We start from the raw sequence: 16,205 nt of genomic DNA, 5'->3' as shown, positions 1-16,205 counted from the left end.
AGCACCCTGCGGGGTGCTTTTGCATGATTAGGCCAGCCAGACTTCTGGCTGGTCTATTTTTATAGATGCTTTTTTATATAGGCTATGTTTAATAACAGTGTTGATAATATGATAATTTTTAAGGGGTGTCATTTTAAGCTTCACTTATATTAAGAATCTCTTTTAGAATATCTTCTTAAAAGCACCTAACTTTTTACCATAAATTAAAGAAGCAATCTCTCTACCTATATATGTACCACCAGCCCCGCCCAATGATAAGAATTGGTATTTTACTAAATCATTGCTTAATACAATAATGGTAATATCGTCATCAATATATTTTTCAAAATGAGAAGTGTAACCATTTGCAATTCCCCCACCATGGCATATACTTTTACAATCGAAGTGTTTTTTTATAATCAATCCATATCCATATTTTACATATTTTCCGTCGTGGTGAGGCTTTTGCATTTCCTTTACTATTTGGGTTTTCAATAGTTTACCATCCTGAATTGCTCTATCAAACAAATAATAATCACCAACAGTTGATACAATATCACCACAAGCAAACCATATTGATGGGTCCATATAGAATCCTTTTTCACCCTTAATATAATTATTGGCTACATTTTTTTCTTCTTCATCACAAAAACCTGAATTATTCATGTTAGCAGGAATAAATATATGATTTTTAACATATTGGTGATAACTCATTCCAGAAACCATTTCAATTATCAAGCCAAGAATAATATAATTAGTATTACTATACGACCATTTTTCACCAACAGGGAATTTCAATTTATAACCTTTTATGATTTGTAGTATTTCTTGGGGTGTATGATGTTCTCCCCATTTTATTTGTTTTCTTAGCATTATGTGGTTAGGTATTCCAGAAGTATGAGTTAGAAGATGATGAATTGTAATTCCTTGACCCTTGTATAAGTCTGGAAAATAATCTTCAATATTCTGACTTGTTGAAAGCATACCTTTTTCTGATAACTGCATAATACATAATGCAGTTATTGGCTTTGTCATAGAGCCAATCATGAATTTTGTTTGAGATGTATTTTTTATTCCTTTTTCCTTATCTGAATATCCATATGATTCATTAAATATAATTTCATTATTTTTTGATACCAATACACTTCCACTAAATTTTTTTTGCTTTTTAAAGTATTCATTTAAATTAATATTCAACATTGACATCCTCCAATAACTTGCCCATATTTCATATAATCACTATTAATCATTTCGCTTTATTTTACTATTGTGACTGTACTTAATTATATAACAGAATAGTGTAATTATTTAAATATTTACCATAGTTATATATAAATCGCTTCCCTAATTTTAAAATCTTTTAACTTTGTATCTGAGTGAGAGGTATGTGACTGCACTAATAAATGTTTAGTTTTTACAGCAAGGTATTTTGTAGCAACACTGTGAAATCCATACTTTCTTGATACTTCCTCATGCCCACAGTAAGGGCAGACTTTCCCCTTGGAAAATCGGTTCTCTCTAACCTCGTTAGTAACTTCGGTAGCAAATCTATACTTGGCATAATAAGACCTCCGTAATCCTTCATATAGCCTTGTTATACCCGACTATTCTGAAAATATCAATTTTCAACATTTATCTTAAACATAACCATTATATAAAAAAGGGTAGTACGCCTTCTGAAGTGAGATCGACACGTGCCCAGCCCATCCGCGCAGGATATGAAGATACTCTAGTGTACAAGGATTGTCTCCTGAATCGAATGTCAAAAAATATTACGTCATGCCGCTCTAAGCATAGTTATTCATACAGCATCAAGAAAATGATGTCATCATTGTTTACAGATAATCATGAAGTGTATATAATAATAAGAAAAAGAATATAAAACGATCATAAAAGAACATAAATGATCATATTCGCGGATTTGATTCCAAAGGAGTGATGTTCCTTGATGCAGAAGGAAGAACTAAAGACAACACTGAGGGAATATATGGGAATCATCCGGTTGTCAGGCTATGAATCCCGAATGGCATATCGGTTCAAGGATGATCTGTCCAAATACACCGACCAGGTGATGATCGACAAGACAGGGAATGTGATCGCCACCTTTCCGGGTAGTGATCCGGAAGCGCCCCATCTGATGGTGTTCGCGCATATGGATGTAATCGGTTTTGTTATCAGCCGGATCGAGCCTGACGGGTTTCTGCGGATCGAGCGGGTGGGAGGCATTTCCGAGAAGATCGTCCAGGGCATTCCGGTGATGGTCGGCAGTGAAAATGGCGACTACTATCCCGGCCTGATCGGCGCTAAGGCCTATCATATTCAATCCCCAGCGGATAAGGCGAAGGTTGATCCGTTCCCCAGCTTGTTCATCGACATCGGCGCGAAGAGCATGGAGCAGGTGCATGAGCTTGGTATTCATGTCGGCTGCCCTGTAACTTTTGCGCCTCATTATGTGGAGCTGCTTGGCGACCGGATTGCCGGAGCCTATATTGACGATGCGGCCGGACTGACGAATCTGCTGCAGATTGCCTCCGCCCTGGCCGAGAAGAAGCCGGAATGCACCGTTCATCTGGTGGGGACTGTAATGGAAGAATTTAATGCCAGAGGCGCGATGATGGCGGCCCGCAGCGTCAAGACGGATATGGCAATCTGCCTGCTTGGCCCCGGCGCCGGAGATACCCCGGATCAGCGGGGCGTCAACAATGTGGTGCTTGGTGGAGGGCCGGGTGTCACCCTGTTTAATTTTCATGGAAAAGGTACGCTGAACGGAAATATCGCTCACAAGGGGCTGTTCGAGTTAATCAAGAAATCGGCGCAGGATAGCGGAATAACACTTCAGCGGAGCGCCGCTCGGGGGGCGCTGAGCGATACGGCGTATTTGCAGCTGGAGAACGACGGTATTCCGTGTCTCGATATGGGGATGCCGGACCGTTACAGCCACTCGCCGATGGAGACCTGCGATCTGAACGATCTGGAGCAGGTCGGCATCGTCGTTACCGGAGCCATATACGGGATTAACAGGGATTTTAATCTTCATCGCTATTAGAAGGACGCTTCATGTGTGAACAGGATAAGGGGTGAAGGAATGGAACGGGATGTGCTGGTCGGTATTGATGGAGGCACAGGAAGCATTCGCGTAGGATTCTACGATTTGCAGGGGAATTCCCTGGGATTCGCGGCGACCGAATATCGGACAACCCATTTACATACCGGATGGGCGGAGCAGTCGCCTGAGGATTGGTGGAACGCCCTTAAGGCAAGCTTGGCCAAAGGCATGGCGGAGACGGGCATAACCAAGGACCGGATTATTGGCATCAGTACGGCGACGACCAGCTGCAGCGTGGTCCTGAGCATGCTCGACGGGACTCCGGTGAGGGATTGTCTGATCTGGATGGATGTCCGCGCTTCGCAGGAAGTGAATGAGATCGAGGCATTGACGGGAGCGAAGCTGTCGGCGGAATGGATGCCGGGCAAGCTGCTCTGGGTGAAGCGCCATGAGAAGGAGAACTACGAGAAGGCGGAGGTCTTTTGCGAATACCAGGATTGGCTCACATATCGTCTGACGGGGATCTGGTCCATCAACATCAACAACTCCTGCAACTGGGGGTACAATGCCCGCGACGGAGCGTTCGCAGAGGATTTCTACAATACGATCGGCCTGGAGGAGGCGGTGTCCAAATTCCCGGACGGGCATGTGTATGCAGTAGGAGACGCGATTGGAACGCTGACAAAAGAGGCGGCGGATGAGCTTGGCCTCGGGTATCATACGCTGGTGGCGCAGGGCGGCATCGATTCTTCCATCGCCATTCTGGGGATGGGGGTAAGCGAACCGGGTAAGCTTGCGCTCATTACAGGCTCCTCGAATCTGGCTATGGCGCTGACGGATGAAGCTCTGTTTAATGAAGGCTTGATCAATACGGGACCGGATCATCTGATTCCGGGCTATTATACCTCCTACAGGGGCCAGGTCTCGTCGGGCTCGATTCTCAGCTGGTTCCGGCGGGAATTTTGCCGCGATCTGGAGGATGTGGAAGAAGGCGTATTTGATTATCTGAACCGTCAGGCCGCAGAGCTTGAACCGGGATCAGAGGGACTCATAGTGCTGGATTACTGGCAGGGCAACCGCCATCCTTATCTCGATTCGAAGGTCAGGGGCATGTTCTATGGACTCTCGCTCAATCACACCCGTGCGCATATGTACCGTGCGCTTATGGAGGGAATTGCCTTCGGCACGGAGAATCTTTTGGTACAGTTCAGAGACAGCGGCTTTCCCGTTCAGGAGATCAATATTGCAGGCGGCACGTCGCAGTCCGATGTGTTCATGCAAATTCATGCGGACGTCAGCAATGTGACAGTGAACGTGCCGCAGGACCGGCAGGCGCCATGTCTCGGCTGTGCGATCACTGTGGCTGTGGCGGCTGGAATCTATCCGGGATTGGCGGAGGCGACCAAGGCGATGGTCAAGCTGGAGAAGGTCATCACTCCGAATCCCGAGGCGCACCGCAAGTACAGACGCATTTTTGAACAGTACCGCAAAATTTATCCCGGCTTCAAAGACTGGATGCATGAGACGACGGATATTTATCTTCAGTCTCTGGCCGAATCGGATCAGGAGCAGCAGTGACATGGAATCGCTATGACCTGGAATCGCAGTAACCAGGAACCGAGAAATCAAAAGGGAATAATCCGGAATTATAGCAGCCCGGAATCGCAGCAATCGCGTAACCGAGCAAGCCAGTCAAGTTACAACCAAGCACAATACAATCGTTCACAATACAGCCAATCATGAGACGGCAATTACAATACGGGAATTACACAACATGGAGGGATTCACTATGTCAACGCCAACACCGCATATTACAGCCTCGCCGGGAGATATCGCCAAGACGGTTCTGATGCCCGGGGACCCGCTGCGGGCCAAGTTTATCGCCGAGAATTTTCTGGACAACCCGGTATGCTTCAATGAAGTCCGCAACATGCTGGGGTACACGGGAACGTATAAAGGAAAGCGCGTCTCGGTAATGGGCCATGGGATGGGTATGCCTTCGATGGGGATCTATTCGTATGAGCTGTTCAATTTCTATGATGTGGACAACATTATTCGTATCGGCTCGTCGGGCGCCATTCAGCCGGATGTGAAGATGCGTGATATTATTATCGGCATGGGGGCGTGTACGGACTCTAATTATGCCAAAAGCTTCAATCTGCCCGGCACGTTCGCCCCGATTGCCAGCTACGAGCTGCTCAGCAAGGCTGTGGAAGCGGCCAAGGAGCTTGGGCTGCCGGTAAGAGTGGGCAACATTATGTCAGGTGACGTCTTCTACTGCGACAATGCCAAGGAGCATGATGAAGGCTGGCTTAAAATGGGTGTGCTTGCGTCCGAGATGGAGGCTGCTGCCCTGTATATGAATGCCGCCAGAGCCGGCAAGCACGCGCTGTGCATGGTCACGATCTCGGACAAGCCGGGAGAGAAGCCGACGACGGCCGCAGAGCGGGAGCAGACCTTCACGGGCATGATGCAGATTGCCCTTGCTCTGGCCTGACACTTGTGGAGGGGGATGAACCGTGTTCCAAATTGAACGCGTTGAGAAAATTCTCGAGTATATCAACCGCAAGAAGAAAGCCAACGTCAAAGAACTGAGCGAGCAGTTCGAGGTGTCCAAAGTCACGATCAGACGGGATCTGGATGAATTGGCGGAGAAGGGGCTTGTCGTCAAGACTCATGGCGGCGTCATGTCCATCATGAACAAGTTCGCCTACGAGATTCCGATCGCCAGCAAGTTCGAGGCGAATTCCGAAGCGAAGAAGAAGATTGGAGCTCTTGCTGCCAGTCTGATTGAAGAGGGCGACATTGTTGTCTTCGACGCAGGCTCCACCACGCTGGAAATCGCCAAGAGCATGAAGACGCAGGATATCACCGTGCTGACCAATGATATCAAAATCTCGATGGAAGTGGCGATGAAGCCCAACGTGAAGCTGATGGTTTCAGGCGGCGCGCTCAGCGATTCCGTGTATACCCTTGTCGGTGATCAGACAGTTGAATTTTTCAAAAAAGTTCATGTGAACAAAACCTTTCTGGGCTGCGACGCGATCGATCTGGAATTCGGGATCTCCAACCGGACCAGGGAAGAAGTGCCTGCCAAGAAGGCCATGATTGATGCCGCCGAAGAAGTAATTATGGTTACGGATGATAGCAAACATAACACAAAAGTATTTTGTTACCTGTGTGAAATTTCCAGAATTAATAAATTAATAACAAATCGAATTGATGATCGTTTTAGGTTGGAATTGGAAAAGATTGGCGTTGAGGTTCTGATTGCTGAATAATGCGGTTCTGTAGGCTGCCGTGAAAAAATGCTGGGAAATTTCTTGATTTATCAAGGGATTCAGCGTTTTTTCACGGTTTTTTTGTGTGATTTTTCTTCTGTTGGAAATCAATTGAAAAACCATGAAAGATAATAAAAAGAAAATAAAAATAAATAAATTATCACAAAAGTTCTTGACGTGATCAGAAAGTTGTCGCTATAATTGCGTTAAATTAATAAAGCAATATGTTATTTTATCTGACACGATGGGGCGAGGCCGAAACAGTTGTCTTCACCCGATACACCACGACGGAGGAGTCAAAATTATGGAATGGATTAAACAAACGTTTGGAACGATAAAGCCGATTATTGCCATGTGCCATATTCGCGCTTTACCGGGAGACCCTTTCTATGAACGCGAAGGCGGCATGGACCGGGTAGTAGAATTAGCCAGACAGGATCTGATGGGACTGCAGAACGGCGGGGTAGACGCTGTGATGTTCTCGAATGAATTCAGCCTGCCTTATCTGACAAAGGTGAGACCCGAGACAACAGCCGCCATGGCCCGGGTGATCGGGGAGCTGAAGCGGGATATCCGAATCCCCTTTGGCGTCAACGTACTATGGGACCCGATTGCATCGATTGATCTGGCAGTCGCCACCGACGCAAGCTTCATCCGGGAGATCATCACGGGAGTCTACGCCAGCGACTTCGGCTTATGGAATACGAACGTCGGACAGACGATCCGCCACAAGACGGAGCTTGGAGCCCATGATCTGAAAATCCTGTTCAACATCGTACCCGAGGCTTCGGCTTATCTGGGAGACAGAGACATCATAGATATTGCCAAATCGACAGTATTCAACAACAGACCCGACGCCTTGTGCGTGTCAGGCTTGACGGCCGGGGCGGAAACCAGCAGCGAGGTTCTCTCCAGAGTGAAGGATGCGGTCCCGGAGACGGTGGTGTTCTGCAACACAGGCTGCACCGTGGATAATATCGAGCGGCAGCTGACCATCGCGGATGGAGCCGTGGTAGGCACCACCTTTAAGGTGGACGGAAAGTTCGACAACCTGGTGGATGAGAGCCGGGTACGGATTTTCATGGATAAGGTGAAACGGTTTAGAGGATAGATTGACTGGTCAACGTCCAAGCCATCACAAATTTAAGGCGAAGAAGGGGATATTTTTATGAAGAAAATGCTGGCTCTGGTAAGTGTACTCATGCTTGTTATTCTGACCGCTTGTTCAGGCTCGGGCAATTCCGCCACCGGCAACACAGCAGCTACCAGCAGCAATGCTCCGGCCGCTTCCGAAGCGGCTGCCTCTAAAGATGGGGACAAACTGAAAGTAGTCCTGCTGATTCCCGGCAACTTGGGCGATAAATCATTCCTGGATTCGGCGAACAGAGGTCTTGAATTGGTTCGGGACCAGCTGGGAGCCACAACCAAAGTCATCGAGATGGGAACTGACCAGACGAAGTGGGAGCCGATCTACCGGGATGTTGTCGAGCAGGATTGGGACCTCATTATTTCGGGCAACTCCACCGCATCGGAAATCTTCCACGCCATTGCGGCCGAGCATCCGGAGAAGAAATTCATCGACTTTGACACCGACTTCGAAGATGTGCCGGACAATGTGTATGCCATGTGGTACCGTGTAAATGATGCTTCCTTCCTCGCCGGAGCGGCAGCGGCGCTGACAACCACCTCCAATCTTCCTAATGCCAACCCTGAGAAAATTATCGGATTTCTGGGCGGGCTGGACGTACCGGGCATCAACGCTTTCCTCGTAGGCTACATAGAGGGTGCTCAATATGTCGTACCTGATATTAAAGTAATCACTTCGTACGCAGGCGACTTCGGCGATCCGGCCAAGGGCAAGGAGCTGTCGCTGGTGCAGTACAATTCCGGCGCTGACGTTATCTTCGGTGCGGCGGGCGGAACGGGTCTTGGCATCTTCGATGCCGCGAAGGAGAAGAAGAAATACGCGATCGGCGTAGACTCCGACCAGGCTGAAATGGTTAAGGGCACCGACCCGGACAAGGCGAACCTGATCCTGACCTCTTCCATGAAGAACATTGACCAATCTATCCTTCGGGCTGTGAAAAAATATCAGGAAGGCACTCTGGAGTTCGGCAAGCGCGAAACGCTTAGCTTCACGGAAGGCGCGGTAGGCATCGCCAAGAATGATATCTACAACGCTGCGTTCACTCCTGAAATGAAGGCGAAGATCGAAGAGATCGAGAAGAAGCTGATCAACAAAGAGATCGTGGTCAGCGATGCATCCAAAATGGAAACATCGGAAGTTGAGAAGATTCGCAACGCTGTAAAACCATAAGCGCATTGAAATCAAGCAGCACAAAGGGGGAGATTCCGTACGGAATTTCCTCCTTATCCCTATCCGTGATTCAATGAATCCGGAAATAACAGCAGGAAGGAGGCGGCGAATGATGGGGGCGTTGCTGGAAATGCGTGGTGTAATGAAGGTATATCCGAATGGCGTGGTCGCGAACCGGAACGTGAACTTTAGCTTGAATGAAGGTGAAATTCACGCGCTTGCCGGGGAGAATGGAGCCGGCAAATCGACGCTCATGAAGATCTTGTTCGGGATGGAAGAGCCCAGCGAAGGCGAGATGTTCCTGAGAGGGAAGGCGATTAGGCTAGGCTCTCCGCAGGATGCGATCGACATCGGAATTGGAATGGTCCATCAGCATTTCATGCTGATTCCTTCCTTCACCGTAGCCGAGAACATGGTTCTCGGAATGGAGCCGAGAACAGGCGTGTCCTTCAATTATAACGAAGCCGTCAGAATCACCAAAGAATACTCGGCCAAATACAATCTCGCGGTTGACCCCGAACTGAAGGTCAGGGATTTGTCCGTAGGCATGAAGCAGAAGGTGGAAATCCTGAAGGCTCTGGTCCGCGGCGCGAAGATTCTGATTCTTGACGAGCCGACGGCTGTGCTGACGCCGCAGGAGACGATAGAGCTCTTCCAGGAGCTGAAGCAGCTTAAGGAGGCCGGACATACCATCGTCTTTATCTCCCATAAGCTTAAGGAAGTCAAGGCCATATGCGACCGGATTACGATTATGCGCGGCGGCAGAACGGAAGGCGTCTTCGGCGTTCAGGATATTACGGAGCAGGAAATTTCCCGCCTGATGGTCGGAAGAGATGTCGTGCTGAAATATGAGAAAGAGCGGCATGAGTATGGAGAGCCGGTACTGGCTGTGAAAAACTTGTCGCTCAAAGGAGAGCACGGCAACGATCTGTTGAAATCCGTCCAGCTCTCGATCCGCCAGGGTGAAATCCTGGGCATTGCCGGAGTCGAAGGCAACGGGCAATCCGAACTGGTCCAGGCCATCACTGGCCAGTTGAAGTCTCCACCGGGCGCCGTCCATGTAGGCGGGGCGGATATCGGACAGTTTAACATCGGAGCGATCCGGAGCCTCGGCGTCTCTTACATCCCGGAGGACCGGATGAGACAGGGGACGGCCAAGGATGCCAGCATTGTGGACAACCTGGTCTCTACCATTTTCAAGAAGAAGGATTGGAGCAGCGGGATGTTCATGAAGCGGAAGAAGATGCTTCGTCTTGCCGAGAGTCTGATCGACTCGTTCCGCATCAAGGCATCGGGTCCCGCCCAGGAGATCGGCATGCTGTCCGGCGGCAATATGCAGAAGGTGGTCGTCGCCCGGGAGAGCTCAACGGAGCCTCGGCTGCTGATTGCCGAACAGCCGACACGGGGTGTGGATGTCGGCGCCGCGCAGCTGATCCACCAGAAGCTGATCGACCTGCGCGCGGAAAAATGCGCGATTCTGCTGATCTCCGCCGATCTGAACGAGATTCTGGAGCTGAGCGACAGTCTGGCGGTCATGTACGGAGGAGAAATCGTCGGCTATTTCGACCGTCCCTCTGAGCTTACGGAAGAAGAACTCGGACTGTTCATGCTGGGCATCAAGAGACAGGATGAGGAAGAGATAAGGGGGGCTCAACATTTTTAAGCTGAAATATTTCGAATGGTTCCGTACGCTGGCGGTTGTCGTTATTGCGCTCCTCCTTTCTCTTCTGATCATTTCTTTTGTCAGTGAACAGCCATGGCATACCATGTTCATCTTCCTGTATGAGCCGATCTCCTCTCTGTCCCATGCGGGGAATGTGGTGGAGATGGCGATTCCGCTCATGTTCGCGGGCGTGTCGCTCGCTCTGCTGTTCAAGATGAACATGTTCAACCTGGGAGCTGAAGGGATATTCTATTTCTCCGGCCTGGTGGCGGCCTCCATTGCCATTCGTTCGGGCCTCGGATTCCTGCATCCCGCTGTCGCTATTATCGCGGGAGGGCTTGTAGGTGCGCTGATTATGGCGATCCCCGGCATCCTCAAGGCGAAATGGAACGCCAACGAACTGGTGACCTCGCTGATGTTCAACAGCATTTTGCTGGGAGTCGGGCTGTATCTGCTCAATTACAAGCTCAGGGATGCGGCGGCGTTCCAGACGGCCTCATTCAAGTTCAATCCCGATGCGGTTCTCAGCCGCATTATTCCCGGGACCCGCATCCATTCGGGCTTGATCATCGTACTGCTGTGCATTGTCGGCGCCCATCTGTTCATGTACAAGACCAAATGGGGATATGAGCTGCGGATGACTGGCTCCAACCGGGAGTTCGCGGAATACTCGGGAATCAAGACTGGAAGAGTTATCGTATACGTCCATCTGCTGGCCGGATTTATCGCCGGAGTCGGCGGATCGGTGGAGGTGCTGGGCATGCATACCCGGTTCGACTGGACATCCCTGCCGGGATACGGCATGGACGGCGCACTTGTGGCGATGCTGGCCAAGAACAATCCGCTCGCGGTTATCGGTTCGGCCTTGTTCCTTGCCTACATCCGGGTAGGGGCGGATATGATGTCGAGATTGTCCGATGTTCCCGCCGAGATGATTTCCATTATCCAGGGGGTAATTCTGCTCCTGGTGTCCGCAGAGCAATTCCTGAAATTCTGGAAGAATAGAATGCTGCTGAAGGAGGCGCAGAAGAATGGGTAACTTTTTCGCCGCCATCTTCACAACCGAGTTCGCCTTCTCCATTCTGCGGGTCACGACCCCAATCCTGTTCGCAGCGCTGGGCGCGCTCATCTCCAACAGAGCCGGCATTGTCAACATCGGTCTGGAAGGCATCATGTTAACCTCCGCACTTATGGGCGTTCTGTTCAGCGCCTACACGGGAAGCGCCTGGCTGGGACTGCTGGGAGCCGCCGCAGGCGGCGTGCTGATCGCAGGTCTGCTGGCTTTTTTCACACTGAAATTCAAGACGCATATTATTCTGGGCGGTATCGCGATCAATGCGTTCGCTTCCGGAGGGACGATCTTCGTTCTGTACCTGCTCACCGGCGACAAGGGAACCTCCTCATCCGTAGCGAGCAAGGTGCTGCCCAACATCGACATCCCGCTTATTAAGGACATTCCGGTTATCGGCCCTATTCTTTCGGGGCATCATGTGCTGACCTATCTGTCGCTGATTGCTGTCGCTGCGGTATATTATCTGCTCAAGCGGACGCCGCTTGGACTGCAGATCCGGGCGGTCGGCGAGAATCCGCAGGCAGCGCAGTCCGTTGGTGTCAAGGTCGTCCGCACACAGTACATTGCCCTCCTGCTGAGCGGCCTGTTCGCAAGCCTGGGCGGAGCCTATATGTCGATGGGCTATCTGTCGCTCTTCACCCGGGATATGACGGCGGGAAGAGGCTGGATTGCCCTTGCAGCGGAATCGATGGGCAGAAGCACGACGATCGGAACGGCGCTGACCTCGTTTCTGTTCGGGTTCGCCGAAGCGATGTCGAATGTGCTGCAGCTGTTCAAAATACCGGCCGAGCTCGTATCGACGGTGCCTTATGTGGTGACAGTCATCGGTCTGATGATCTATTCCATCAATGAATCCAGAAAGAAGGGCAAGTAGAGGCCGGGATTAAGTCTTAGCACCCATTCATCAAGAAAACCGGAAGGCGGTGATCACTCATGATGATTGCAAAAGGGAACGAAATGACCGAGCTCAAGAAGCTGCTCTCCCGTTTCTATAATGAAGTCAACAAAGAAATTTACGGCTTCGGCGTCAATCAGCTCAAGATCAGCATTGAGGATAATATCATCCACTTTCTGGTCAAGCATCAGCGGATTGTGGCCCTCAAGGCTTTGGAATTACGCCACGCCTCCACCAAATTGGCTGTCGATCATGCGCTGCACTCGGAGTTCAAGCTGCGTTTTCTGGAGAAGGTGGAGGCGGAGACGGATCTCAAGGTGGTCTCCATTCTCCGTGACTACGATCCGTCAACGGAATGGGCTTCTACTTTAGCCATTCTGGAGTAAGTGTCTGACAATTGAATCCTAATAGGAGATCGCCCGGGATTTATCTCGGCGGGATAGCCTGCAAATGGAGCAAAGCGGTAACTTTCGATTCGTTTACGATGAGAGGCGGCCGTTGTCAACAGGGAGTTCTGTGTGACAACGGCCGCCTCTTTGTATTTATAAATCACAGATCAAAGGAGTGGATGAGGGTGCTGAGCCTCAAGAATGCTGCAATTATTGTCATCGACATGCAATACGATTTCGTTGGTGAGGAGGCGGTCATTCCATGTAAAGCGGATGCCGGACTGATCGAATCCAATCAGAAGCTGCTGGCATACGCAAGAAAGTCCGGAGTGCCCGTCATCTATACCCAGGAGATTCACCGGAAATCGCATGTCGACTTCGGACGGGAGCTGGACCGCAGCGAGCCGATTCACTGCGTGGAAGGAACGCATGGCGTGGAAATCATCGAGGAACTGAAGCCGGAAGAGAGCGATTATGTCATTCAAAAACGCAGATACAGCGCCTTTTTCCAGACTGATCTTCAGGTGCTGCTGCAAGGGCTGGGCGTGAAGACGATCATTCTGACAGGTGCGGCGACGGATGTATGTGTACGGGCGACGGCGACTGACGCGCAGCAGCATGACTATTATGTGGTCGTACCGAGAGAATGTGTGGCAGGCACGAGCACCAAGCAGCATGAAGCCGCTCTGGAGCATATCGACTATGTGCTTGGGCAGATCGTCAGCGTGGATGATTTGTCATTTGAATAACGCTAGAACCTGAAAAAAAGGAGCGGGTGTTGATGATTCGACAATGGAGTATGTGCACCACCGAAGAAATTGGCGCTATGGACAAAGAGCATTCGCTCGTCATTATTCCGATCGGGGCGACGGAGCAGCATGGAAGCCATCTGCCGGTCGGAACGGATTCGATCATTCTGGATAACCTGCTGAACACATTCATGAAGGAATGCGATTTCCCGGATAACCAGGTGCTCATTACCCCGCTGCTGCCGGTTGGCAAGAGTATGGAGCATATGGATTTTCCCGGAACGCTGAGCTTCAGCACGCGGACATTCTACTCGATGCTGGACGATCTATGCGAATCGATCCGCTGCCACGGGTTCACCAAAGTGCTGCTGATGAACAGCCATGGCGGCAATACGGACCTGTTGAATGTGCTGAGCCGGGATCTGCGAATCAAGCATGATATGGAAGTGTTTGTCTTCGACTGGTGGTTCACCTCCTTCTGGAACGATATTTTGGAGCAGGTGCAGCAGTCCGGGGATTATGGCGTCTTCCATGCCTGCGAGCTGGAAACGTCGCTTATGCTAGTGTTTTGCCCCGAAGCTGTCGATATGAGCAAAGCTGTGGATGAATTTCCGGACATACAGCTTACGGCGAATCCGCATGTTACGCTCAAAGGTCCCGTTACGCCCGGCTGGAAGACCAAAGACGTCTCCCATCACGGCGTTATCGGAGCGCCTACGCTCGCAACGGTGGAGAAGGGCGAGATCTTCATCCGCTATGCCGTGCAGAAGCTTCATGCCATGCTCACGCAGGTCATTCAGACGAACTATAAATCCTAACAGACACGCGGCAAGCATTAGACCCTGATTCCCGTGAGCCGGCGCCGGTCCGGAGCGGTTAAAGGAGACAGCAAGATGAAAATTGTAGTAGGCATTACAGGAGCGAGCGGCTCTATCTACGCATATACGCTGATTCGTGCGCTGCATCAATTGAATATCGAGACATATGTTATTGCGACCGAAATGGCTAAAAAGGTCATGAAGTTCGAGTGCGGCATCACGATGAACGAGATCAAGGCATACGCGGAAGTGCTGGACAACAGCAATCTATTCGCATCCGTAGCGAGCGGTTCGTTCAAGACGGACGGGATGGTCATCCTGCCCTGTTCGATGAATTCGCTTGGCGCGATCGCGAACGGCGTGGGGGATACCCTGCTGAGCCGGACAGCAAGCGTCATGCTCAAGGAGAAGAGACGGCTGATCGTCGTTCCGCGCGAGACTCCGCTTCATTTGATCCATCTGGAGAATATGACCCGGCTGGCCCGCGCCGGCGCGGACATCATGCCTGCCTCGCCGGGATTTTATCACCATCCGACCGAGATTTGGGAACTGGTCAACTTCGTGATCGCCCGGATTCTCGACGCCCTGAATATCGACCACCAGCTGATGGCGAGATGGGGAGAGAAAGCGGTGGAGAAATGAATAACATCCGGGAGCTTGTACAGCATTTGGAACGCAGCAGCCGCATCACCCATATCCGCAAGGAAGTCGATCCCGTCTTCGAGGTTGGGGCGGTCATCAAGACCGGTAAAGGCAAGCAGCCGTTCTACTTCGAGAAGATCAAGGGCTATAACATGCCGATGGTCTCGGGGCTTGGCGGGGACCGCGATTTGCTGGCGGAGACGATGGGGATTACGAAGGACAAGCTTGTGGAGAAGCTGATCGACTCCATCGTTCATCCGATCAAGACGCGGAAGGTCGCCTCGGGTCCCGTTCATGAAAATGTAGTGCTCCGGCCCAAAGAGGTGACGGATTATTTTCCGGTCTGTACGTATCACAAGGATGATTCGGGAGCTTATCTCGTCTCCGGCATTCTCGTCGTCAAGGACCGGAGCGGCCGCAGACGGTATACCTCGATCCGCCGGATGCAGATGCTGGGAGGCAACCGCTCCAGCGTGCTGATCTCTTCGCCGGAGCTGCACCGGCAGTTCCTGGAATTCGAGCAGCGGGGAGAGCCGGTGGAGGTTGCCGTTATGTTCGGCGTCGTGCCTGCGGTCGTGCTTGCCTCGCAGATCAGCACGCATCTGTACCACTGCGACAAGCTTGATGTGGCGGGGGCGCTGCTGGGCACATCTCTGGATGTCGTGCAGTGCCGGACGGTGGATCTCGAAGTGCTCGCCGAAGCGGAAGTTGTGCTGGAGGGCAAGATTTTGCCCCATGTCCGGGAGCCGGAGGGGCCGTTTGGCGAACTCGGAGGCTATTACGGGGATCGCACGCAGCAGCCCGTCATCGAATTTACGGCGATTACGCACCGGAATGAGCCGATCTGGCAGACGATCTATCCGTCCAGCCATGAAGAGCATTTGCCGATGGCGCTCGCCCGGGAGGCAACGCTGCTCAGCACCGTGCGGCAGGTTGTGCCGGAGGTGCTGAATGTTCACTTAACGGTAGGCGGAATCGGCCGTTATCACGCGGTGATCTCGATCCGCAAGCGGAGTGAAGGGGATGGCAAACAGGCATTGTTGGCTGCATTCGCGAGCGACAAGGATCTGAAGCATGTCGTAGTGGTCGACGAGGATGTGAATCTGTTCGATCCGCAGGATGTGGAATGGGCGATTGCGACGCGCGTACAGGCCGATCTTGATGTGTTCATCGTTCCCGGAGCGAAGGGGTCGCCGCTGGAGCCGTCCCATCAGCTTCGGGGAGTGTCAGCCAAGATGGGAATCGATGCGACATATCCGATCACGGCCAAAGAATCTTATCGGCGTACGAGCATTCCGGTCGCACCCGATTTCAATATCCAGGATTACTTATGATGAAGGAGGTGGATCATCGT

15 protein-coding genes are annotated in these 16,205 nt (G+C 51.1%); 14 read left to right on the top strand and 1 reads right to left on the bottom strand.

Annotated elements, in window-relative coordinates; all coding sequences use genetic code 11:
* Positions 1 to 162: 162 nt before the first annotated feature.
* Positions 163 to 1,179, bottom strand: coding sequence for a serine hydrolase domain-containing protein (locus tag PSTEL_RS18090; RefSeq protein WP_038697470.1), 1,017 nt, complete (start codon positions 1,177 to 1,179; stop codon positions 163 to 165).
* 748 nt (positions 1,180 to 1,927) lie between these two features.
* Here PSTEL_RS18090 and PSTEL_RS18085 point away from each other — a divergent pair.
* The 14 genes from PSTEL_RS18085 (at position 1,928) to PSTEL_RS18020 (ending at position 16,185) form a co-directional block, all read left to right on the top strand.
* On the top strand, positions 1,928 to 3,025 hold the full coding sequence (locus PSTEL_RS18085) for a M42 family metallopeptidase (protein WP_038697468.1): 1,098 nt from the start codon (positions 1,928 to 1,930) through the stop codon (positions 3,023 to 3,025).
* Positions 3,026 to 3,064: 39 nt separating this feature from the next.
* The gene (locus tag PSTEL_RS18080; RefSeq protein ID WP_052098648.1) at positions 3,065 to 4,603 is read left to right on the top strand and encodes an FGGY-family carbohydrate kinase; all 1,539 of its coding nucleotides are present in this window, start codon (positions 3,065 to 3,067) and stop codon (positions 4,601 to 4,603) included.
* A gap of 211 nt (positions 4,604 to 4,814) precedes the next feature.
* The gene (gene deoD, locus PSTEL_RS18075; RefSeq protein WP_038697466.1) at positions 4,815 to 5,522 is read left to right on the top strand and encodes a purine-nucleoside phosphorylase; all 708 of its coding nucleotides are present in this window, start codon (positions 4,815 to 4,817) and stop codon (positions 5,520 to 5,522) included.
* A gap of 22 nt (positions 5,523 to 5,544) precedes the next feature.
* Positions 5,545 to 6,306, top strand: a complete 762-nt coding sequence (locus tag PSTEL_RS18070) for a DeoR/GlpR family DNA-binding transcription regulator (protein ID WP_038697464.1) — start codon at positions 5,545 to 5,547, stop codon at positions 6,304 to 6,306.
* A 304-nt stretch (positions 6,307 to 6,610) separates the two neighbouring features.
* On the top strand, positions 6,611 to 7,417 hold the full coding sequence (locus tag PSTEL_RS18065; protein ID WP_038697462.1) for a BtpA/SgcQ family protein: 807 nt from the start codon (positions 6,611 to 6,613) through the stop codon (positions 7,415 to 7,417).
* Between the two features lie 57 nt (positions 7,418 to 7,474).
* On the top strand, positions 7,475 to 8,623 hold the full coding sequence (locus PSTEL_RS18060) for a BMP family ABC transporter substrate-binding protein (RefSeq protein WP_038697460.1): 1,149 nt from the start codon (positions 7,475 to 7,477) through the stop codon (positions 8,621 to 8,623).
* Positions 8,624 to 8,732: 109 nt separating this feature from the next.
* The gene (locus PSTEL_RS18055) at positions 8,733 to 10,286 is read left to right on the top strand and encodes an ABC transporter ATP-binding protein (RefSeq protein WP_038697458.1); all 1,554 of its coding nucleotides are present in this window, start codon (positions 8,733 to 8,735) and stop codon (positions 10,284 to 10,286) included.
* A gap of 103 nt (positions 10,287 to 10,389) precedes the next feature.
* A complete protein-coding gene (locus PSTEL_RS18050) occupies positions 10,390 to 11,325 on the top strand; it encodes an ABC transporter permease (RefSeq protein ID WP_235775382.1) in 936 nt (311 codons plus the stop codon).
* The gene (locus tag PSTEL_RS18045) at positions 11,318 to 12,232 is read left to right on the top strand and encodes an ABC transporter permease (RefSeq protein WP_038697454.1); all 915 of its coding nucleotides are present in this window, start codon (positions 11,318 to 11,320) and stop codon (positions 12,230 to 12,232) included. Before PSTEL_RS18050 ends, PSTEL_RS18045 begins: the two co-directional genes overlap by 8 nt.
* Positions 12,233 to 12,291: 59 nt before the next feature.
* Positions 12,292 to 12,639 carry a hypothetical protein gene (locus PSTEL_RS18040; RefSeq protein ID WP_038697452.1) on the top strand — a complete coding sequence of 116 codons (348 nt, stop codon included), beginning with the start codon at positions 12,292 to 12,294 and terminating at the stop codon, positions 12,637 to 12,639.
* A gap of 188 nt (positions 12,640 to 12,827) precedes the next feature.
* The gene (locus tag PSTEL_RS18035; protein WP_218917553.1) at positions 12,828 to 13,391 is read left to right on the top strand and encodes a cysteine hydrolase family protein; all 564 of its coding nucleotides are present in this window, start codon (positions 12,828 to 12,830) and stop codon (positions 13,389 to 13,391) included.
* 32 nt (positions 13,392 to 13,423) lie between these two features.
* Entirely contained in the window at positions 13,424 to 14,209 is a 786-nt protein-coding gene (locus tag PSTEL_RS18030) for a creatininase family protein (protein ID WP_038697448.1), read from the top strand.
* A gap of 75 nt (positions 14,210 to 14,284) precedes the next feature.
* Complete coding sequence (locus PSTEL_RS18025) at positions 14,285 to 14,851, top strand: UbiX family flavin prenyltransferase (protein WP_038697446.1); 567 nt, start codon at positions 14,285 to 14,287, stop codon at positions 14,849 to 14,851.
* Positions 14,848 to 16,185 (top strand): UbiD family decarboxylase, encoded by a 1,338-nt coding sequence (locus tag PSTEL_RS18020; RefSeq protein ID WP_038697444.1) that lies wholly within the window; start codon positions 14,848 to 14,850, stop codon positions 16,183 to 16,185. The genes PSTEL_RS18025 and PSTEL_RS18020 overlap by 4 nt, the downstream gene beginning before the upstream one ends.
* Positions 16,186 to 16,205 lie beyond the last annotated feature (20 nt).

The organism is Paenibacillus stellifer (assembly GCF_000758685.1).
GTDB classification, from domain to species: Bacteria; Bacillota; Bacilli; order Paenibacillales; family Paenibacillaceae; genus Paenibacillus_AQ; species Paenibacillus_AQ stellifer.
Note: the sequence above shows the minus strand (reverse complement) of the source record. Positions and strands in the feature narration are given on the sequence as shown.